Raw genomic sequence first — 20,043 nt, 5'->3', positions numbered from 1 at the left:
TTGGTGTATTACCCTAGGTGCAGGCCCATGGCCTGCACCCAACCAAGCCCGGCTTGAACGCTACCCCTCGGTTTGTACTCGCAGCCAATCCACCCGCTGAAACCGAGCTCTTCAAGCCGCTTGAAGATGGCTTCATATCGGATCTCACCCTCATCGGGCTCACGACGCGAAGGCACCGCAGCAATCTGGATATGACCAACGACTGGCAAGTAGTGTTCCAGCTTAACCAGCACATCGCCCTCTGTCACGCCAACGTGATAGACATCAAACATTAATTTGACATTTTCCCGGCCAGTCTGCACCCGGATCGAATTCGATTGCGCTTGCGTGTGGTAGAAATACCCCGGTTTGTCACGATGATTTAAGGCTTCCAACAAAATCGTGACACTTTCATTAGCTGCCAGGTCTGCAGCCCACTGCAAATTGGAGACGAACGTTTCGCGAGCGGCATCTGCGTTCGCTGGGGTTGCCATACCAGGCAGTACATGGATTTTTGTTGCGCCAGCGGTCAATGCCCAAGCCAGAGACATTTCAAACGCTGATTTGAACTCAGCTTCTCGGCCAACTTGAGCAGCCAGCCCTGCGTCGCCGGCACTGACGTCTCCTTGAGGCGTATTAACAGACAGCAATGTCAAATCATGGGCTTCACACGCCGCAGCCACCTGCGCTGGCGGCGTGTCGTAGGGCCAATGCAACTCAATTGCCTTGAACCCAGCTTGAGCAGCTTTGTCAATTCGCTCTATCAAGGGAAGCTCGGACCATAAGAACCCAAGATTTGCTGAAAGTTTAATACTCACAACGATCCTTTCGTGAGATGGGTTTCATAACGAATACCGCGTCAATATCCACTACCACCGGTTTTTCCGGTACCTTGGGAGCGAGCAATTTGTACAGCTGCCACCGCCGCTTGCTTAAGGATATTTGCATCGTTACCAGGCACAACAAACTTGAAGCCTTGTTCTAGTCGCATTGCTGCGGCCTCACCGGAAGAACAGAATATCCCTGGGATCTTCCCATGAACCTGAGCTCGGGCAAGGATATGCGCAATGGCTTTGACCACCACATCTGCCCTGGGCTCGGAACTCGGTGCCTGCCCAAGCGCTAAGCTCAGGTCATTCGGACCAATAAAGATTCCATCAAGGCCATCAACCGCCAGAATTTCATCGAGATGATCGAGGCCCTGCTGTGTCTCGATCATCGCCAAGGTCAAGATAGTGTCGTTGGCATGCTGATAGTAATCATCACCAGCGTATAGGATTGCACGCGAAGGACCAAATGAGCGATCTCCTTTAGGCGGATAGCGGCAGGCACTCACGAACGCGGCTGCTTGGTCGGCGGTCGAAATCATGGGACAAATCACCCCATAAGCACCAGCATCCAATAGCGACATGATTTGTGGCCCATTATTTGAAGGGACACGCACCAAAGGAACGGCTGCAGTCGCTGACAGTGCCTGCAGCATTGGCAACGCAGCATCAAACGCGATCATGCCATGCTGCAGATCGACCGTGACACTATCAAAACCGGACAAACCCAGAATTTCTGCTGACAAGGATGATGGAATACCTAACCAACCATTGACAATCGATTCACCCTTGAGCAGACGCTCTTTCACCGTATTTGGACGCACTTTGATTCCCCCCGAGTCGTGATGACCCGAGTTTAGTGGTTTTCTCGGGCGTGGTTAATCGTGTACCGTGGGATCTCTATCGTCAAGTCTTCCTGGGCTATTTTGGCTTGACAAGACAGACGGGAGGTTGGTGACAAGCCCCAGGCACGATCTAGTAAATCCTCTTCGGCATCCGTTGCATCTTCGAGCGAATCAAAACCTTGGCGAATAATGACATGACAAGTGGTGCATGCACACGACAATTCACAGGCATGCTCTATCTCGATATCGTGATCAAGCAGTACGCGACAAATGTTTTCACCGCTTGGCACATTCTCAATCACGGCACCCTCAGGACAAACCTCAGGATGTGGCAATATGGTCAGTTTAGGCATGAGAGGTATTCCAATTGTAATTTCTTCAATGTGGGCAAAGACAGTCAAGCAGCCCTAGAGCTCATTTAAGGACTTGCCTGAAAGTGCTTTGCGAATGCTGCGATCCATGCGTCGTGCCGCAAAATCATCGGTTGCTGCCGACAGCGCCCTCACAGCCTCGCGAACGTGTTCGAGGTCATCTGAATCCATCGCCGCCCGCGCTTGCTCGATATGCGCCACAACCGCCTGTTGTTCCTGATCAGACAGGAGATCGCGATCGACAGCTAGTGCTGCTTCGGTTGTTTCAATTAATTGCTGCCCTTTAACCTGCTCTTCCCGAATCATGCGCACCATCGCGTCGTGGCTCGCTTGCGCCACGCTGTCTTTGAGCATCGTGGCGATTTGCTCATCGCTCAAGCCATGTGATGGCTTAACCGTGATTTCGGCCATGACGCCACTTGATTGCTCCTGAGCCGTCACGTTTAGTAGACCGTCAGCGTCAACCTGAAACGTGACTCGGATGCGTGCAGCACCGGCAACCATTGGCGGGATACCACGCAACTCAAACCTAGCCAAAGAGCGGCATTCATTGACCAGATCACGCTCACCCTGAACGATGTGTAAAGCCAAAGCAGTCTGACCGTCACGATATGTCGTGAACTCCTGCGCACGAGCCACTGGGATGGTGCTGTTTCGAGGGATGATGGTTTCAACCAACCCACCCATCGTCTCGAGACCTAGAGACAAGGGTGTGACATCAAGCAACAACCAATCCTCGCCTGGATGACGATTGCCAGCTAAAAGATTAGCCTGCAGTGCAGCACCGAGCGCCACCACCTCATCCGGGTTCAAATTAACCAGCGGTTCGCGATGGAAATACTCGGCCACCATTCGCTGCACGATCGGCATGCGAGTCGCGCCACCGACCATCACCACGCCTTGTACCGCAGCGACATCCTTGCCAGCATCATCAAGCGCACGCTCAGCACAGGCCAGCGTGCGAAGTACCAAGGGCTTTGCCAGGGCTTCAAACTCTTCCCTCGCCAAACTCATTGAGCCAAGCACGCCTGATAACCCCGTGGTCACCGTTGCCTGGGCCTGCTCGGTCAATGACTCGCGCAGCGACCGTGCAGCCACGAGCAAGTGACGATGCTCCTGGGGTTTGAGTTCGGTCACACCTATTTGCTCGATGACATGCGCGACAATTGCCTCATCAAAATCATCACCGCCCAAGGCGGTATCGCCGCCCGTGGCAATCACTTCAAAAACGCCTGCGCTTAATCTCAACAATGAAAAATCAAACGTACCCCCACCAAGGTCGTATACAGCGTAGATCCCCTCAGCGCTATTTTCCAGGCCGTATGCAATCGCAGCCGCTGTTGGCTCATTCAGGAGCCGAAGCACATTCAACCCGGCCAGGCGTGCGGCATCACGCGTAGCCTGCCGCTGTGCATCATCAAAGTACGCAGGCACCGTGATGACGGCACCAACCAGATCATCGCCGAGCGTCTGCTCGGCGAGCGTGCGCAGGTGCTTCAGGATATGGGAGGCGACTTTAACCGGTGTGACAGTGGCGTGTTCCGTTACGATCGCGACACTGTTGCCCATTTCTTCAAACGCATAAGGCATACCACTTGCGATCGCATCAGAAACTGACTTGCCCATTAATCGCTTAACCGACACCAGGGTATCTAGTGGCCTGCGCTCCTGTTGCTCGACTGCATCATGCCCTACCAACACAGCATCGGGTGCCGTATAGAGTACAGCCGATGGCACTAAAACGTGGCCTCGCGGGTCTGGCAAGACCTCCGCCACACTGTGCCGAACAGCGGCCACTAGCGAATTAGTCGTACCTAGATCAATCCCAACCGCTAATTTTCGCTGGTGGGGCACTGGGCTTTGCCCTGGCTCGGCAATTTGCAACAAGGCCATTTTTTGAATCCGTTTCTACGATTTATAGGTTTTGTGTTTTTAAGGCGCGTTGCGTACTGACAATCTCTTCCAAGAATTTCTCAACAAACATCCACTCGCGTAGGCGTTCTACGACTTCACCCCATTGTTGCTTGGCAATGAGCTTGGCCGTATCAGCTTCTCGCCGCTGCCGATCCGCTTCAATATCAGCGGCAAGACCCTTTAGCGCGTCTGCGTCAGCGCTGGCTCGAATATCCTCAAGCATTTCGCGCCACTGCATCTGCTGACTAAGAAAAACAACATCCATGGCACCACTGGACTGGTTTTCAACGGGATGACCCGCAAGCTCGCATAGGTACTGTGCACGCCTTAATGGGTCACGTAATACCCGGTAACCCTCATTAATTGCGGCACTCCACTGCATGGCGACACGTTTTTCTGACTCCGATGCGTTGGCAAATCGATCAGGATGAACGGCCGAAGCACGCTCTTTCCAACGCTGCTCGAGGTCTAGAGGGTCAACCTCAAAACCTCGAGCCAGGCCAAATAGCTCGAAATGATCTGCTTGACTCAAATCACTAGACCGTAAACGACTCGCCGCAACCGCACGTGGCTTTCTCGTTGGGGTTGGAGAACTTAAACCCCTCGTTCAAGCCCTCCTTGGCATAGTCAAGCTGCGTGCCGTCGATATAGGACAGGCTTTTGGCGTCAACAAATACTTTGACCCCGTGACTCTCAAACACTTGATCATCATCGTGCTGCTCATCGACGTATTCGAGTTTGTAGGCCATGCCTGAGCAGCCAGTCGTGCGCACACCAAGACGTAAACCGAGTCCCTTACCGCGTTTTTGCAGATACTTTTCGATATGCTGGGCCGCTTGTGCGGTTAATGTCACAGCCATGACGTCAAACTCCAGTTCAACTTCCGTGCTTGTCTTTGTAGTCCTTGACTGCCGCCTTGATAGCGTCTTCAGCCAGGATTGAACAATGAATCTTCACCGGCGGCAAAGCAAGTTCTTCAGCGATTGCCGAGTTCTTGATTTCAAGCGCCTGATCCAAAGTCTTGCCCTTTACCCATTCTGTAACCAACGAACTCGAGGCGATTGCCGAACCACAACCGTAAGTCTTGAAACGGGCGTCTTCAATGATACCGCTATCGTTAACACGAATTTGCAGTTTCATGACATCACCACACGCTGGTGCACCCACCATGCCCGTGCCAATGTTTCCGTCGTCTTTGCTAAAAGAACCCACATTGCGCGGGTTTTCATAATGATCTAGAACTTTTTCACTGTAAGCCATGATGTTTATCTCCTTTGCTGACAGTCCAACAAATTAATGTGCAGCCCACTGGACAGAATCAAGATCCACGCCTTCTTTGACCATTTCCCACAATGGCGACATATCACGCAGCTTATCGACTCGACGCTTCAGTAGATCAACCGCAAAATCAATATCTTGTTCAGTCGTGAAACGGCCAAGTGTGAATCGGATTGAACTGTGGGCTAGTTCGTCGTTACGGCCTAGCGCCCTTAAAACATAAGACGGCTCCAAACTCGCAGAGGTACAAGCCGATCCACTGGAGACGGCGAGTTCCTTGACCGCCATGATGAGCGATTCACCTTCAACGTAGTTGAAACTGACATTCAGGTTGTGAGGCACGCGCTGCTCTAGATCACCGTTCAGATAGACCTCTTCGATCTCGGAGATGCCCTTCCAGAGGCGATCACGCAACATACGAATACGTTCGTTTTCGGTTTTCATCTCCAACTTGGCCAAACGAAATGACTCGCCCATGCCAACGATCTGGTGAGTTGCCAAGGTGCCCGAGCGAAACCCCCGCTCATGCCCACCACCATGCATTTGTGCTTCGATACGTACCCGTGGTTTGCGACGAATGTACAGAGCGCCAATGCCCTTTGGACCATAAGTTTTATGGGCACAGAAGGACATCAGATCGACCTTCAGATGCTGTAGGTCAATTTCGACCTTACCTGTTGCCTGTGCAGCGTCGACATGAAAAATGATGTCCTTTTCACGACAGATCTCGCCAATCGCTTCAATGGGCTGAATCACCCCAATCTCGTTATTGACGAACATCACGGAAACCACGACCGTGTCTGGCCGTATCGCTGCCTTGAGCACTTCAAGATCAACCAACCCATTTTCCATGACATCAAGGTATGTCACCTCGTAACCTTCGCGCTCAAGCTCACGACATGGATCCAAAACCGCTTTGTGCTCGGTCTTGACCGTAATGACATGCTTGCCTCGCTCAGCGTAAAAGTGGGCTGCCCCTTTGATCGCCAGATTGTTCGACTCAGTCGCACCTGACGTCCAAACGATTTCGCGAGGATCGGCGTTAACTAGCGCAGCCACATCAGCACGTGCCTGCTCCACAGCCTCCTCAGCCTCCCAACCAAATGAATGACTACGCGATGCCGGATTGCCATAGTGCTCGTAGAGCCAAGGCACCATCTTGTCAACCACGCGCGGATCCACCGGGGTGGTAGCCGAGTAGTCAAGATAAACCGGATGAGCCGTCATGAGAAAACTCCTGATTTGAAGAACTGAATCTTAATTCGCCAACCTGCATACTGGCTTACATCGTCACCGTGTCGTTGAGCTGACGACCAAAGGGATCTGCATTTGCCACAGTCGAGCTCGGCACCTTGATCGCACTTTCAGTACGTCCCTGCCCCGAGTCTTGCAACTGGCGCATACGCTGCTGGTCAACTAGATCCTGTAACGAAACAGAATCCAGGAAGTCCACCATGGTACGGTTCAAGGCAGCCCAAAGCTCATGCGTCATACAGACGCCTGGCCGGCCATCGGTGCCGGTCGAACAGTCAGTCTTACCGCCACAGTTGGTAGCGTCCATCGGTTCATCGACAGCAAAAATGATGTCTGCAACCGTGATGTTGCGGGCCAAACGCGCCAAGGTGTAGCCGCCGCCCGGCCCACGGATGCTGTCGACTAGCTCGTGACGACGCAGCTTTCCAAACAACTGCTCGAGATACGACAGAGAAATGTTTTGGCGCTGACTAATTGCGGACAGCGTAACGGGCCCGCTATGCTGGCGCAAAGCCAAATCGATCATGGCGGTAACTGCAAAGCGTCCTTTCGTAGTGAGTCGCATATCCAGGTCCTTTTTGAGATTGGTTGTTTACTCACGCTCGCATCTTGGCTGAAGACAACAGCGTGCACTAACTACAAACTGGAACTAACCTGACTAAACGACTCAAGTATAAACTAAATCCGACTAATTTACTTGGTCAATCCATACGATTTGTAGGGGATTGACCTAAAGCTTTGATATAAAAGAATAAACCGCGTCGAGCGCGGTTTATTTTGGTGCTAATTTTTTGCAAATCACTTAAACTGCGGGAAGATATTCCTGACGGCAAGCTTGTTCTTAGCTGTCTCCAGCCTTTCACAAACCTACGCCAATCTTACGCCGCTTGGTATTGCGTAGCCCGTTTGCGAACAATCTCAAGCACGCCCTGACACGCATCCTCAATGTAATCCAACACCTTGGAAAACGACTCAGCACCACCGTAGTAAGGATCAGGTACAGTCGCCTCTTCGTACTCGTTCGCAAAGCGCATCAAGAGCATTAACTTGTGATGATGAATCTTGGGGCACTGCTGCTGTAATGCAGACAGATTTTCCCAATCCATCGCCAGAATCAAGTCATACTCCAGAAAATCTTCTGGACGCACCTGCCGAGCCGCGCGCGGCTCAATCTGGTAGCCACGCTTTGCAGCAGCAGCCATAGCGCGGGCGTCGGGACCCTCGCCGAGATGATATCCATGGGTACCGGCCGAATCTACCCCGACCACATCTGCCAGACCCGCCTCACTGATCATATGGCGAAACACACCCTCAGCACTCGGCGAGCGGCAGATGTTTCCCATGCATACGAATAGAACTTTTGTCATAGTGGTCGAGATTTTGAGGGAAAACCCTCAATTTGTCCAGAACAATTTTTCAGGAGTTGCAAAGAACTAACAACGTTAAATTTAAATTTAAATGTTTATTTTTCAATTAGATAAAAGACATATATAAAGTTAATTGGAGATAAATTCGGGCTCGCATATCCGCAATTCCTGCGAGATTTCTGTTGCGCCGCACATCTTGAACCACGCAGCCAGAAAGGCGATTAGCTTTCAGATAGCTGACAAATAATCAAAAAACCGCGCAAGCAGATAAAACCTGATGGGGATCAAGACTGCAGCACTTGCGCCTTGAGCTGGTTCAGTGCATCCCGTGCTGCAGCGGCTTGTTCGAACTCGAGGTTACGCGCATGGTCAAGCATCTTCTTTTCCAGCGATTTAATGGCCTTGGCGACGGACTTTTCATCATCGATGCGAATGCCCTCTGGCAGCCCCAAATCAGCCTCCTGCGCTTGTGGCGCCTGTAACACGCCGTCTATCAGCTCTTTGACTGCCTTAACCACGCCTTTCGCTTGGATGCCGTGCTCTTGGTTGAACGCCAGCTGTCGCTGCCTACGTCGTTCGGTTTCGTGCATCGCCCGGCGCATGGAGTCCGTCACTGAATCAGCGTACAAAATCGCATGCCCGTTCAAGTTGCGAGCAGCCCTGCCTATGGTTTGAATCAAACTGCGTTCCGATCGCAAGAACCCCTCTTTATCAGCATCCAGTATGGCCACTAGAGAGACTTCGGGAATATCTAGCCCCTCACGTAACAAATTGATACCCACCAGAACATCGAAGGTGCCTAAACGCAAGTCACGGATTATTTCCACACGCTCAACTGTGTCGATGTCTGAATGAAGATATCTAACCTTAAGACCTTGCTCGCTCAAGAAATCAGTCAGATCCTCGGCCATGCGCTTGGTCAGTGTGGTGACCAACACGCGCTGGCCAAGGGCAATTCGTGCTCTGGCCTGCTCTAGCAGATTGTCAACCTGGGTTTTTGCTGGCAGCACCTCCACTACTGGATCAACCAGACCAGTTGGCCGCACCACCTGCTCCACCACTTGATCCGAGTGATCATTCTCATAATTTGCAGGCGTTGCAGAAACAAACACTGTCTGACGCATACGCTCTTCGAACTCTTCCATGCGCAGCGGACGATTATCTAGTGCAGATGGCAAACGAAAACCATATTGAACCAAGGTTTCTTTGCGCGCTCGGTCACCTCGGTACATGCCACCTAACTGCCCAATCGTGACGTGGCTCTCATCAATGAACATCAACGCATCGGCTGGTAAGTAGTCAATCAGCGTTGGCGGCGGATCCCCTGGCTTGGCACCAGACAAATGCCGGGAATAGTTTTCGATGCCCTTACAAAAACCAAGCTCAGCAAGCATCTCCAAATCGAAGCGTGTGCGTTGCTCAATGCGCTGCGCTTCGAGTAACTGACCATTGTCTACAAACTGCTTGACGCGAGTGCGCAATTCCTCCTTGATCGTCTCGATGGCTCGCAACACAGTGTCGCGTGGCGTGACGTAATGAGACCCGGGATAGACGGTAAAGCGCGGCACCGTCTGTCGTACCTTACCCGTCAGCGGATCAAACAGGGACAAGGACTCGATCTCGTCGTCGAACATAGATATCCGAACCGCAAGATCAGCACTTTCAGCAGGATAAACATCAATGACATCACCGCGCGCCCGAAAAATTCCTCGGGTGAATTCGGCATCATTGCGCGTGTACTGCATCGCCACCAAACGCGCCAGTACCTCTCGTCGAGAGATGCGATCACCCGCGCGCAGGATCAGCACCATGGCATGATAATCGGCTGGATTTCCGATACCGTAAATGCACGATACGGTACCTACGATGACTGTGTCACGCCGTTCAAGCAAACTCTTGGTTGCTGAAAGACGCATCTGCTCGATGTGCTCATTTATTGAAGAATCTTTTTCGATAAAGAGGTCACGTGCAGGGACATAGGCTTCAGGTTGGTAATAGTCATAGTAAGAGACAAAATACTCAACTGCATTGCGCGGGAAAAACTCTCGCATCTCGGCATACAACTGAGCGGCCAGTGTTTTGTTAGGTGCCAGGACTAACGCCGGTCTACCTGCTCTGGCAATTACGTTGGCCATCGTAAAAGTCTTGCCGGATCCGGTCACCCCTAACAGAGTCTGGTACATCAAACCGTCGGTCACACCCTCAACCAGTTTTTCAATGGCTTGAGGCTGATCACCAGCTGGTGGATATGGCTGGTACAAAGAAAATGGACTGTCTGGAAACTCTACGAATCGACCTTGCGACATGCTAGACTTTCACCCTAGGGAAATCCCTGAATCGTGAGACAACCGATCATTATGGCGCCAATGGGAGATTACGTCTACCAAGCCCGCCGAATGACCATGACATGACACTGCACAGACCAACATGAGCACACTATTCGAAGCTGTCGAGCTAGCACCCCGCGACCCAATTCTTGGGCTTAACGAGCAATACAACGCTGATGAACGCACCGGAAAAGTCAACCTAGGTGTTGGCGTTTATTACGATGATCAAGGTCGAGTGCCTTTGCTAAAGTGCGTTCATCAGGCCGAAGTAGATCGAGTGCAAGCAGCTGGCGCCCACAGCTACCTGCCCATCGAAGGCCTGGCCTCGCTAAACAAGGCAGCACGTGAGCTCCTATTGGGTAAAGACTCGGAGGCAAACACCTCAGGGCGTGCTTTCACAGTCCAGGCCTTGGGTGGAACCGGCGCGCTTAAGATTGGGGCCGATTACCTTAAACAGCTACTGCCGAACGCAAAAGTTGCCATTAGTGCACCAAGCTGGGAAAACCACCGCGCATTGTTCGAACGGGCCGGCTTTGATGTCGTTGAATACGCATACTACGATCCACAATCTCATGGACTAAACCTTGACGGCATGCTGGCATCGCTTAAAGCGCTGCCTGACAGCAGCATCGTGGTTTTACATGCGTGCTGCCATAACCCAACCGGCGTTGATCCAACGCCCGCACAATGGCAACAAATTGCCGATACGATCAAGGAAAAAAATCACATCTCGTTTCTTGACATTGCCTACCAAGGATTCGGTGATGGTTTGGTTGAAGACGCTGCCGCTGTAAGAATGTTTGTTCAGATGGGGCTGACTTGCCTGATTAGCACATCATTCTCGAAATCCTTCTCGCTGTATGGTGAGCGAATTGGAGCACTGACGGTGGTAACTAGCAGCGCCGATGAAGCCAAACGAGTGCTTAGCCAGGTTAAGCGGGTTATCCGCACCAACTATTCAAATCCACCGACGTTCGGTGGTGCTGTGGTCGCCGAAGTGCTCAATAGCGAAAAGCTGTTCGCCTTGTGGGACGCGGAACTCGCGCAAATGCGCAGCCGAATAAAAGAGATGCGCGATCAGTTGGTATCCAAGCTACAGGCGGCTGGCGTGGCACAAAATTTTGATTTCGTACTGACTCAAAAAGGTATGTTCTCCTACTCAGGTCTGACAGCCTCGCAAGTGGACCGACTGCGGGAGGAACACGGTATATACGCTGTTTCAAGTGGACGAATCTGCGTGGCGGCGCTTAACAGTCAAAACATTGACGGCGTAGTCGATGCGATTGCCTCTGTGCTGAAAAAGTGACGGATACTTCTGCTGTCTGCCAGCAAGTTCATCAAAAACTTGCATAAAATGCTGGTTTGAGCCACAATGCTGTACATCCATACAGCTAAGGGTTGCTCATGGCCAGCAAACTTACCGCCAGACAGTCAGAAATTCTGGGATTGATCGAGCAAGCAATTGCCAACACCGGCTTCCCTCCGACACGGGCCGAGATTGCCCAAACTCTGGGTTTCAAGTCGGCAAATGCCGCTGAAGATCACCTTCGCGCACTCGAAAAAAAAGGCTACATCAGTCTGGCACCGGGTGCTTCACGAGGCATTCGTCTAATTCAGAGCGCTCACGATTCGTCATCGTCTGTGGTCGCCGATCTTGCTCGCGGGGTAGTCAACGCACTTAGTCTGCCTGTGGTTGGACGCGTCGCAGCTGGCGCCCCTATTTTGGCGGCTGAGAACGTGGCCAGAGAGGTAGCCATTGATCCTGGTATGTTCGACAAACAACCAGACTACATGCTTGAAGTGCGCGGTATGAGTATGCGTGATATTGGCATTATGGATGGCGATCTGCTCGCCGTTAAGAAAGCCGCCGATGCACGCACTGGTCAAATCGTGGTGGCGCGCATTGATGACGAGGTCACAGTCAAGCGGTTAGTGCGTGAACGAGACCGGGTAGTTCTAGAACCAGAAAACCCTGACTTCGAGCCTATTGTGGTGACTGACGACACTAGTTTCGCCATTGAGGGGATTGCGGTAGGCCTGATCCGCACCACCACCCTTCAATAGGCATCTTTGCTGTAGACGTCTGCCGCGCAAGGCCGAGCGCCTAATCATCGCGAGCGAATCTCTCGATCGCGCGTCGATTTCGTTTAGTAGGACGGCCTGCCAGTTCCCGGGCGGGCTCAGCATACAACCGGCGCCTCTCACTGGCCTCCTGCCGTGCAGCCTTACTTTCGATTGTCTCGTCGTACAGCAGTTGAGCTAATGGTGCTGAACGTCTGACGTCACTTAGAAAGCGTACAAAGACTTCAATACGTTCCTGACCGCGTAAAACCCTGACTTTTTCACCTGTCTTAAGTAGGCGAGCTGGCTTGACTCGATCACCATTGACATGCACACGCCCCATCTCAATAGCCTCGCTGGCAAGCGATCGAGATTTAAAAAATCTGGCCGCCCAAAGCCACTTATCGAGCCGAACGCTTTGGACTGAAGCTTGCAACCCAATGCCTCCACACCTACCCGAATTCAGTGCTTGATCACGGGATCAACATCACCAGAATCGGCTGACTTGCCAACTACCTCAGGCAATGGCTCATCAGCTAGTGGCTCGGGCCGTTTTTCCAAAGCCACCTCCAGTACTTTGTCAATCCACTTCACAGGAATAATTTCAAGGAAGTTCTTGACGTTATCCGGTATTTCGGCCAAATCTTTAACGTTTTCCTCAGGGATCAAGACCGTCTTAATGCCACCTCGGCGAGCCGCAAGCAGCTTCTCTTTCAAACCACCGATCGCAAGCACTTCGCCGCGCAATGTGATTTCGCCAGTCATGGCCACATCAGCTCGCACCGGAATTTGAGTCAACGCTGACACGATCGCCGTTGTGATGGCAATACCCGCTGAAGGACCGTCTTTGGGCGTAGCACCCTCTGGCACGTGAACGTGCATATCGCGCTTTTCAAACAAAGCGTCGGCAATTCCTAGACGGCGTGCACGGGCGCGCACGACGGTGCGAGCAGCCTCGACTGACTCCTTCATCACATCGCCAAGTGAGCCGGTACGTAATACAGCGCCTTTGCCAGGCATATCGGCCACTTCAATCGTGAGCAGGTCTCCGCCCACCTCTGTCCAGGCAAGGCCCGTGACCTGACCAACCTGATTGTCTTTTTCTGCCATGCCAAACATGAAACGGCGAACGCCGAGATAATCGTTCAGATTCTCGCTCGTCACCACGACCTGCCCCGTGACGGCAGATGCTTTGGAGGCTTTGCGAGCCGCAGCACGCGAGGTACCAGCCGGAACATTGGCCACGAGTTGCTTGACAACCTTGCGGCAGATCTTGCTGATTTCTCGCTCCAAGGAACGCACACCGGCTTCGCGGGTGTAATAACGAATTACATCGCGTATCGCCGATTCCTCCACCTTGATCTCATTATCGAGCAGGCCATTGTTTTTCATGAGCTTGGGCAACAGATGGTCCATTGCAATATGGATCTTTTCATCTTCGGTGTATCCCGACAGACGAATGACTTCCATACGATCAAGCAAGGCGGGCGGAATGTTCAGCGTGTTGCTCGTCGCTACAAACATAACATCCGACAAATCAAAATCAACTTCGACGTAATGATCCTGGAAGGTGTGGTTTTGCTCGGGATCAAGCACTTCCAACAGAGCCGATGCGGGATCACCACGGAAATCCATGCCAAGCTTGTCAATCTCATCAAGCAGGAACAATGGATTACGCACGCCCACCTTGGACATATTCTGCAAAATCTTGCCAGGCATAGATCCTATGTAGGTCCGCCGATGTCCACGAATCTCGGCCTCGTCACGCACACCGCCTAGTGCCATACGAACAAACTTACGGTTGGTGGCTTTGGCGATTGACTGCCCAAGCGAGGTCTTGCCCACGCCGGGTGGCCCAACAAGACAAAGAATCGGCGCTTTCACCTTATCAACCCGCTGTTGCACAGCGAGATACTCAACAATGCGCTCCTTGACCTTCTCTAGGCCATAGTGATCGTCGTCAAGCACGGACTCCGCATGCGGAACCGAGTAGTTGACCGTGCTTTTTTTACGCCACGGCAAACCAATCACGGTGTCTATGTAATTACGCACAACGGTCGCCTCAGCTGACATCGGCGACATCAACTTGAGTTTCTTGAGCTCATTGTCGACTTTCTTGCGAGCCTCCTTGGGAAGTCGGGCTGCTTCGATGCGCTTTTCTAGCTCCTCGATGTCTGCGCCTTCCTCACCTTCGCCAAGTTCCTTTTGAATGGCTTTGACTTGCTCATTCAAATAGTAGTCGCGCTGGCTTTTTTCCATCTGCTTTTTGACGCGCCCGCGAATGCGTTTTTCAACTTGCAGAATATCGATTTCAGTCTCAAGCTGAGCCAAGAGCTTCTCTAGCCGCTCTACGGTGCCAAGCACTTCTAGCAACTCTTGCTTTTGCTCTAGCTTTAGCGGCAGATGCGCGGCAATCGTGTCGGCTAGGCGACCTGCATCCTCAATACCCGCGAGCGAAGTCAGGATCTCCGGTGGAATCTTTTTGTTTAGCTTGACGTATGCCTCGAACTGGCCAACAATCGCGCGCCTGAGCGCTTCGATCTCGGCGCCCGCGGCATTATCCGGCGTAATGGGCACCACGTCGGCCGAGAAATGTGTGTCAGCATCTTCGACTGCAACAACACGGGCACGCTGCGTGCCTTCGACCAGCACCTTAACCGTGCCATCGGGTAACTTGAGCATCTGTAATATCGACGCCAGACAACCAATTTCATACATATCTTCAGGTGTAGGGTCGTCTTTGCTAGCAGACTTCTGAGCAGCCAACATGATGTTTTTGCTGCCTTCCATGGCTAGCTCAAGCGCCTTGATCGAACGTGGACGCCCGACAAACAACGGAATAACCATGTGCGGGAACACCACGACATCGCGCAGTGGTAACAACGGCAAAGCTTGCCGCTCAGCTGGGAGTAACTCTTGACCTGACATAAAGAAGTGTCCTGTATAAGCCCGGTCGTGACCTGATAGTCACGATCGTGTCACTAATCATGACATTGATATTGGGACAATAGCGTAAAAATCAAGTTCAGGCAGCAGCATCCCGCACTTTACGGGGACTTGATTTACCAGAAGATCTAGGTTCACTGTCTTCATAAACCAACAGTGGTTCGCCATTGCCCTCGATGGCCGACTCATCAAGCACTACCTGCTTGATGTTGTTGTGCGATGGCAAATCAAACATGACATCTAGTAACGCCGCCTCGAGGATGGAGCGCAACCCCCGTGCCCCTGTCTTGCGCTGAATCGCTTTACGGGCAATGGCGTGCAGAGCTTGCGGTCTGATGTCAAGTTCCGCGCCTTCCATTTCAAACAGCTTTTGAAACTGGCGAACCAGCGAATTGGCAGGCTCTGTAAGCACGCGTACCAAGGTTTCTTCACCAAGCTCTTCAAGCGTGGCCACAACTGGCAAACGCCCGACGAGCTCAGGAATCAATCCAAACTTGACTAAATCCTCGGGCTCGACCGACTGGAAGGCGTCTCCGGCTGATTTTTCGCTTTTAGCGGCGACCGAAGCACCAAATCCAATACCAGACCGTTCGGTACGGTTCAGGATCACCTTCTCAAGACCATCGAACGCGCCACCCACGATAAAAAGAATATTCGTGGTATCGACATGGACAAAGTCTTGATTGGGGTGCTTGCGCCCGCCTTGGGGCGGCACCGAAGCTACCGTACCCTCAATCAGCTTGAGCAGTGCCTGTTGAACCCCTTCGCCGGAAACATCACGGGTAATAGACGGGTTATCTGCTTTGCGTGAAATTTTATCGATTTCATCGATGTAGACGATGGCACGCTGCGCCTTCTCAACATCGTAGTTACAGTTTTGCAGCAACTTTTGAATAATGTTCTCAACATCCTCACCCACATAACCCGCTTCAGTCAGCGTCGTGGCATCGGCCATCACAAACGGCACATTGAGCTGTCTGGCAAGTGTCTGAGCAAGTAGAGTTTTACCTGAGCCTGTTGGGCCTATCAGTAAAATATTGCTTTTGCTGAGCTCGACATCATCGCCTTTGATTTCACCATGCCGCAATCGCTTGTAATGGTTATAGACGGCCACTGCCAACACGCGTTTAGGGCCATCTTGCCCAATCACGTAACGGTCAAGAAATGACTTGATTTCCGCAGGTGTGGGCAATTCAGTACGAATGGCTTCTTTGGCGCTAGACTCCATCTCCTCGCGGATGATGTCATTGCATAAATCAACGCACTCATCACAGATAAACACTGACGGACCAGCAATCAGCTTGCGCACTTCATTTTGGCTTTTATTGCAAAACGAGCAGTGCAATGTTTTTGAATCAGATGCGGATTTTTTTGTCGTCATACGTCGTGGCTCAACCCACGTCAGCGCGGGTGGTTAGCATCTTGTCGATCATGCCATACGATACCGCATCTTCGGCCGACATGAAGTTGTCTCGCTCGGTGTCGACTTCAATACGGCTAATCGGTTGACCGGTATTGTCTGCCAGAATCTGATTCAGGCGCTCGCGCAAGCTCAAGATCTCCCTCGCCTGGATCTGTATATCGGACGCTTGGCCTTGCGCACCCCCGGAGGGCTGGTGAATCATGATGCGCGAGTTAGGCAAAGCAAATCGCTTGCCCTTGTGGCCCGCCGCTAACAGAAAGGCTCCCATACTGGCTGCCAGACCGGTGCAAAGGGTTGAGACGTCCGGCTTGATAAACCGCATCGTGTCAAAAATCGCCAATCCTGCGTAAACCGACCCGCCGGGCGAATTGATATAAAGCGCAATGTCTTTATCTGGATTCTCAGACTCGAGAAACAACATCTGCGCCACGATCAGGTTCGCCGAATGATCGTTCACGGGCCCCACCAAAAAGATCACCCGCTCACGTAACAGCCTGGAATAGATGTCATAGGCGCGTTCACCACGGCCAGACTGCTCAATGACCATGGGGATGTAACCCAAAGCCGTCGGCGTAACTGACTCGTTACCGTGCATGGATGCATAAAAATCTGTGAATCGTTCAATGCTCATTGCAACTCCACTTAACGATCTAGCCAGGCAATCGGGACGAGCCTGCTTCAGGCACTTTGCCCCATCAATTCCTCAAACGGCACGGCCTGCTCAGTCACCTTGGCACCTGCCAACACATGCTCGACCACGTTATCCTCGAGTACGACCGCCTCAATTTCGGCCCGACGCTGACGATCTGACAAGTAGTAGCTCACCACCTGGGCAGGTTGCTCATAGTTCTGCGCAAACGTTTCGATTTTGGCGCGTACCTGCTCGGGCTTGGCTTGCAGGTTGTTCTTGTTGATCAGCTCTCCGATCATCAGACCGAGCTTGACCCGACGTTGTGCCTCTTCAGAGAAGGTCTCTGGCGGAATCGGCACAGAATCAGCGTTCGGCACACCTCTTTGCTTTAGCTGCTCACGGGCCGCAGCAATCCGATTTTCGACCTCGCCGTTAACCAATGCCTTAGGCACCTCAAAGGTGGCCCTATCTAGCATGGCCTTCATCACACTGTCTTTCGTTCTCGCTTGCAAACGAGACTCAACTTCGCGTTCGATGTTTTGACGAATATCTGCCATCAGTTTCTCAACGCTACCCTCAGCCTGACCAAGAGACTTGGCAAACTCCTCATTGACCTCGGGCAACTCGGGACGCCCGACTTCCTTGACTGTGACCGTAAATTGAGCAGTCTTGCCAGCCACTTCCTTGCCCGGGTAGTCCTCAGGAAATGTAAGCGGAAACGTCTTTGTGTCGCCAGCCTTCATCCCACGAACCGCGTCTTCAAATTCGGTGAGCATTCGACCCTTGCCCACCACGAAAGGAAAGTCCTCTGCAGTACCGCCTTCGAAGGCAACATCATCGATCTTACCCAGAAAGTCAATCTTGACCTGGTCGTTATCTTGAGCTGCACGATCAGCTTCGGCAACGTACTCGGCCCGCTGCTCACGCAGAATATTCACCGTGCGCTCGACCTCCGCATCCGTCACTTTGCAAACCGACTTGGTCACTTCCACGGATGCAAGGTCTGGCAATTCGATCTCGGGGTAAACCTCAAAGGTTGCCTTGAAAGCCAATGTATCCTGCGCGACATCATCGGTTTTAGGCTCAAGTGAAGGCGCACCGGCCACCCGCAAACCGGTCGCTGCTAGCGACTCGTCCAGCACACGACCGACTTCGCGATTCACAACGTCATAACGAATGCCAGGACCGTGGGAGCGCTCAAGCATCGACATGGGGACTTTGCCAGGACGAAATCCAGGGGCTTTGGCAGTACGAGCCACTTTCTTTAATTCTTCCTTGACGCGTTTCTCAACGTCAGCCATCGCCACAGAGACTTCAATGCGGCGCTCTAGGCCGTCGAGGGTTTCCACCACAGGTTGCATAAATCAATCACCAAGTTTCGATCGGACGCGGCTGTATAGCCTGCCGAGTGTTAAAAAATGGTGCGAAGGGCGGGACTCGAACCCGCACACCCTAAACGGGCGTCAGGACCTAAACCTGGTGCGTCTACCAATTTCGCCACCTTCGCGGATGTCGAATTGTAGCGCACAGAAAGATGTGACTGTGCCATGAACCAAAAGCCTTAAAATTTATCCATGAATCCACGCCTAGAACTCTTACAGCCCTACCCCTTTGAAAAGCTCCGAAAGTTGCTTGCCACAGCGAACCCTCAAGCCACCGGTCTACCCCTGGTCGACCTGTCGATTGGGGAACCCAAGCACGATGCGCCTGAGCTAGCCAAACAGGCGATCGTCAATTCGCTTGCGGGATTGTCCGGCTACCCGCCTACCAAGGGTGACCCCGCTTTGCGGACCGCGATCTCGGGCTGGCTCGCCAATCGCTACCGCATCAAGGCACCCGACCCGGAAACACAGGTTCTGCCCGTTCTGGGATCGCGCGAAGCCTTGTTCGCAATCGCGCAGACAGTGGTGGATCCGAATGCTGGCGGTTTGGTTGTTTGCCCAAATCCGTTCTACCAAATTTACGAAGGCGCGGCACTTTTAGCGGGTGCTGAGCCGTTTTATGTCAATGCAGACCCGACCAATCACTTTCTTAGCGACTGGCGCTCTGTCAGTCCGGCTGTTTGGCACAGAACGCAACTACTGTATGTCTGCAACCCTGGCAATCCAGCCGGCAGCGTGATGCCACTTGAAGATTGGCAAATGCTGTTCGAGCTAGCCGATGAACATGACTTCGTGATTGCTTCAGATGAGTGCTACAGCGAAATCTACCTCGATGAGAGTCAACCACCGCTTGGCGGGCTGCAAGCGGCTGTGGCGCTTGGTCGAGACGACTTCCGGCGATTGGTGAGTTTTTCCAGTCTGTCCAAACGATCAAACCTGCCAGGCCTGCGCTCCGGATTCGTGGCAGGCGATGCTCAGATCATCGCCAAATTCCTGCTTTATCGAACCTATCATGGCAGTGCCATGTCGGGTGTGGTAACAGCAGCAAGCCTAGCGGCGTGGCAAGACGAGGAACATGTGCGCGCCAACCGGCAGACCTACAGAGAAAAATTTGATGCGGTGCTCGAGATTCTCGGCCCCGTCATGGATGTCCAGCGACCGCAAGCCTCGTTTTATCTATGGGCACGAACACCCTACGATGATGCAAAGTTCACTCACGACTTGCTAGACCAACAAGCAGTCAAGGTATTGCCAGGCAGCTACGTCAGCCGCACGGCTGATGGAATCAATCCCGGGGAGAATCGCATTCGTATCGCACTCGTGGCACCACTGGCAGATTGTGTCGAGGGTGCAAAGCGTATCGCGAGCTTTATGACAAATAATCCGTGACTGCAAAATGACTGATCACCGAACCATTCACAGATTCGCTACACTTTTG

19 protein-coding genes and 1 tRNA gene are annotated in these 20,043 nt (G+C 52.5%); 3 read left to right on the top strand and 17 right to left on the bottom strand.

Going from position 1 to position 20,043, the window contains the following annotated elements; all coding sequences use genetic code 11:
- Positions 1-8: 8 nt before the first annotated feature.
- The 11 genes from DHf2319_RS06930 to uvrB form a co-directional block, all read right to left on the bottom strand.
- Positions 9-797: a hydroxypyruvate isomerase family protein gene (locus tag DHf2319_RS06930; RefSeq protein ID WP_243477403.1), complete on the bottom strand. Its 789-nt coding sequence runs from the start codon at positions 795-797 to the stop codon at positions 9-11.
- A gap of 41 nt (positions 798-838) precedes the next feature.
- Positions 839-1,630 carry an HpcH/HpaI aldolase family protein gene (locus DHf2319_RS06925; protein ID WP_243477402.1) on the bottom strand — a complete coding sequence of 264 codons (792 nt, stop codon included), beginning with the start codon at positions 1,628-1,630 and terminating at the stop codon, positions 839-841.
- Between the two features lie 32 nt (positions 1,631-1,662).
- A complete protein-coding gene (fdx, locus tag DHf2319_RS06920) occupies positions 1,663-2,004 on the bottom strand; it encodes an ISC system 2Fe-2S type ferredoxin (RefSeq protein ID WP_243477401.1) in 342 nt (113 codons plus the stop codon).
- A 54-nt stretch (positions 2,005-2,058) separates the two neighbouring features.
- A complete protein-coding gene (gene hscA, locus DHf2319_RS06915; RefSeq protein WP_243477400.1) occupies positions 2,059-3,915 on the bottom strand; it encodes a Fe-S protein assembly chaperone HscA in 1,857 nt (618 codons plus the stop codon).
- Between the two features lie 22 nt (positions 3,916-3,937).
- On the bottom strand, positions 3,938-4,468 hold the full coding sequence (hscB, locus tag DHf2319_RS06910) for a Fe-S protein assembly co-chaperone HscB (RefSeq protein ID WP_243477399.1): 531 nt from the start codon (positions 4,466-4,468) through the stop codon (positions 3,938-3,940).
- Positions 4,469-4,472: 4 nt separating this feature from the next.
- The gene (gene iscA, locus DHf2319_RS06905) at positions 4,473-4,796 is read right to left on the bottom strand and encodes an iron-sulfur cluster assembly protein IscA (protein WP_243477398.1); all 324 of its coding nucleotides are present in this window, start codon (positions 4,794-4,796) and stop codon (positions 4,473-4,475) included.
- Positions 4,797-4,812: 16 nt separating this feature from the next.
- The gene (iscU, locus tag DHf2319_RS06900; RefSeq protein WP_243477397.1) at positions 4,813-5,196 is read right to left on the bottom strand and encodes a Fe-S cluster assembly scaffold IscU; all 384 of its coding nucleotides are present in this window, start codon (positions 5,194-5,196) and stop codon (positions 4,813-4,815) included.
- Between the two features lie 33 nt (positions 5,197-5,229).
- On the bottom strand, positions 5,230-6,441 hold the full coding sequence (locus DHf2319_RS06895; protein ID WP_243477396.1) for an IscS subfamily cysteine desulfurase: 1,212 nt from the start codon (positions 6,439-6,441) through the stop codon (positions 5,230-5,232).
- A gap of 55 nt (positions 6,442-6,496) precedes the next feature.
- A complete protein-coding gene (locus DHf2319_RS06890; protein WP_243477395.1) occupies positions 6,497-7,033 on the bottom strand; it encodes a Fe-S cluster assembly transcription factor in 537 nt (178 codons plus the stop codon).
- Positions 7,034-7,346: 313 nt separating this feature from the next.
- The gene (locus DHf2319_RS06885; protein WP_243477394.1) at positions 7,347-7,835 is read right to left on the bottom strand and encodes a low molecular weight protein-tyrosine-phosphatase; all 489 of its coding nucleotides are present in this window, start codon (positions 7,833-7,835) and stop codon (positions 7,347-7,349) included.
- A 284-nt stretch (positions 7,836-8,119) separates the two neighbouring features.
- The gene (gene uvrB / locus DHf2319_RS06880; RefSeq protein WP_243477393.1) at positions 8,120-10,141 is read right to left on the bottom strand and encodes an excinuclease ABC subunit UvrB; all 2,022 of its coding nucleotides are present in this window, start codon (positions 10,139-10,141) and stop codon (positions 8,120-8,122) included.
- Between the two features lie 121 nt (positions 10,142-10,262).
- On the opposite strand from uvrB, the gene DHf2319_RS06875 reads away from it, so the two are divergent.
- The gene (locus DHf2319_RS06875; RefSeq protein ID WP_243477392.1) at positions 10,263-11,468 is read left to right on the top strand and encodes an amino acid aminotransferase; all 1,206 of its coding nucleotides are present in this window, start codon (positions 10,263-10,265) and stop codon (positions 11,466-11,468) included.
- A gap of 98 nt (positions 11,469-11,566) precedes the next feature.
- Positions 11,567-12,226, top strand: coding sequence for a transcriptional repressor LexA (gene lexA, locus DHf2319_RS06870; protein WP_243477391.1), 660 nt, complete (start codon positions 11,567-11,569; stop codon positions 12,224-12,226).
- A gap of 40 nt (positions 12,227-12,266) precedes the next feature.
- Here the strand turns inward: lexA and DHf2319_RS06865 are convergent, their stop codons facing one another.
- From DHf2319_RS06865 to DHf2319_RS06840, 6 genes are all read right to left on the bottom strand, one after another.
- The gene (locus tag DHf2319_RS06865; protein ID WP_369810243.1) at positions 12,267-12,665 is read right to left on the bottom strand and encodes an RNA-binding S4 domain-containing protein; all 399 of its coding nucleotides are present in this window, start codon (positions 12,663-12,665) and stop codon (positions 12,267-12,269) included.
- Positions 12,666-12,685: 20 nt separating this feature from the next.
- Positions 12,686-15,151: an endopeptidase La gene (lon, locus tag DHf2319_RS06860; RefSeq protein ID WP_243477389.1), complete on the bottom strand. Its 2,466-nt coding sequence runs from the start codon at positions 15,149-15,151 to the stop codon at positions 12,686-12,688.
- Positions 15,152-15,248: 97 nt separating this feature from the next.
- Positions 15,249-16,550, bottom strand: a complete 1,302-nt coding sequence (gene clpX / locus DHf2319_RS06855; protein ID WP_243477388.1) for an ATP-dependent Clp protease ATP-binding subunit ClpX — start codon at positions 16,548-16,550, stop codon at positions 15,249-15,251.
- Between the two features lie 10 nt (positions 16,551-16,560).
- Positions 16,561-17,217, bottom strand: coding sequence for an ATP-dependent Clp endopeptidase proteolytic subunit ClpP (clpP, locus tag DHf2319_RS06850; protein ID WP_305802194.1), 657 nt, complete (start codon positions 17,215-17,217; stop codon positions 16,561-16,563).
- A 53-nt stretch (positions 17,218-17,270) separates the two neighbouring features.
- A complete protein-coding gene (gene tig, locus DHf2319_RS06845) occupies positions 17,271-18,584 on the bottom strand; it encodes a trigger factor (protein ID WP_243477387.1) in 1,314 nt (437 codons plus the stop codon).
- Between the two features lie 58 nt (positions 18,585-18,642).
- Positions 18,643-18,730 (bottom strand) — tRNA-Leu (locus DHf2319_RS06840).
- 67 nt (positions 18,731-18,797) lie between these two features.
- Between DHf2319_RS06840 and dapC the strand changes: the two genes are divergently transcribed.
- Positions 18,798-19,994 (top strand): succinyldiaminopimelate transaminase, encoded by a 1,197-nt coding sequence (gene dapC / locus DHf2319_RS06835; RefSeq protein WP_243477386.1) that lies wholly within the window; start codon positions 18,798-18,800, stop codon positions 19,992-19,994.
- Positions 19,995-20,043: the final 49 nt, after the last annotated feature.

The sequence above is a fragment of the Orrella daihaiensis genome, from assembly GCF_022811525.1.
In the GTDB taxonomy this organism is placed as follows: Bacteria; Pseudomonadota; Gammaproteobacteria; order Burkholderiales; family Burkholderiaceae_B; genus Algicoccus; species Algicoccus daihaiensis.
The sequence above is the reverse complement of the archived record's forward strand: the minus strand, read 5'-3'. Positions and strand labels throughout refer to the sequence as shown.

Excerpts from the sequence above, each read along its gene's own strand:
- clpX (WP_243477388.1), bottom strand. The coding sequence starts at position 16,550 with ATGACGACAAAAAAATCCGCATCTGATTCAAAAACATTGCACTGCTCG.
- DHf2319_RS06885 (WP_243477394.1), bottom strand. The coding sequence starts at position 7,835 with ATGACAAAAGTTCTATTCGTATGCATGGGAAACATCTGCCGCTCGCCG.
- DHf2319_RS06890 (WP_243477395.1), bottom strand. The coding sequence starts at position 7,033 with ATGCGACTCACTACGAAAGGACGCTTTGCAGTTACCGCCATGATCGAT.
- hscA (WP_243477400.1), bottom strand. The coding sequence starts at position 3,915 with ATGGCCTTGTTGCAAATTGCCGAGCCAGGGCAAAGCCCAGTGCCCCAC.
- lexA (WP_243477391.1), top strand. The coding sequence starts at position 11,567 with ATGGCCAGCAAACTTACCGCCAGACAGTCAGAAATTCTGGGATTGATC.
- tig (WP_243477387.1), bottom strand. The coding sequence starts at position 18,584 with ATGCAACCTGTGGTGGAAACCCTCGACGGCCTAGAGCGCCGCATTGAA.
- dapC (WP_243477386.1), top strand. The coding sequence starts at position 18,798 with ATGAATCCACGCCTAGAACTCTTACAGCCCTACCCCTTTGAAAAGCTC.
- DHf2319_RS06895 (WP_243477396.1), bottom strand. The coding sequence starts at position 6,441 with ATGACGGCTCATCCGGTTTATCTTGACTACTCGGCTACCACCCCGGTG.
- fdx (WP_243477401.1), bottom strand. The coding sequence starts at position 2,004 with ATGCCTAAACTGACCATATTGCCACATCCTGAGGTTTGTCCTGAGGGT.
- DHf2319_RS06875 (WP_243477392.1), top strand. The coding sequence starts at position 10,263 with ATGAGCACACTATTCGAAGCTGTCGAGCTAGCACCCCGCGACCCAATT.
- iscU (WP_243477397.1), bottom strand. The coding sequence starts at position 5,196 with ATGGCTTACAGTGAAAAAGTTCTAGATCATTATGAAAACCCGCGCAAT.
- lon (WP_243477389.1), bottom strand. The coding sequence starts at position 15,151 with ATGTCAGGTCAAGAGTTACTCCCAGCTGAGCGGCAAGCTTTGCCGTTG.
- iscA (WP_243477398.1), bottom strand. The coding sequence starts at position 4,796 with ATGGCTGTGACATTAACCGCACAAGCGGCCCAGCATATCGAAAAGTAT.
- uvrB (WP_243477393.1), bottom strand. The coding sequence starts at position 10,141 with ATGTCGCAAGGTCGATTCGTAGAGTTTCCAGACAGTCCATTTTCTTTG.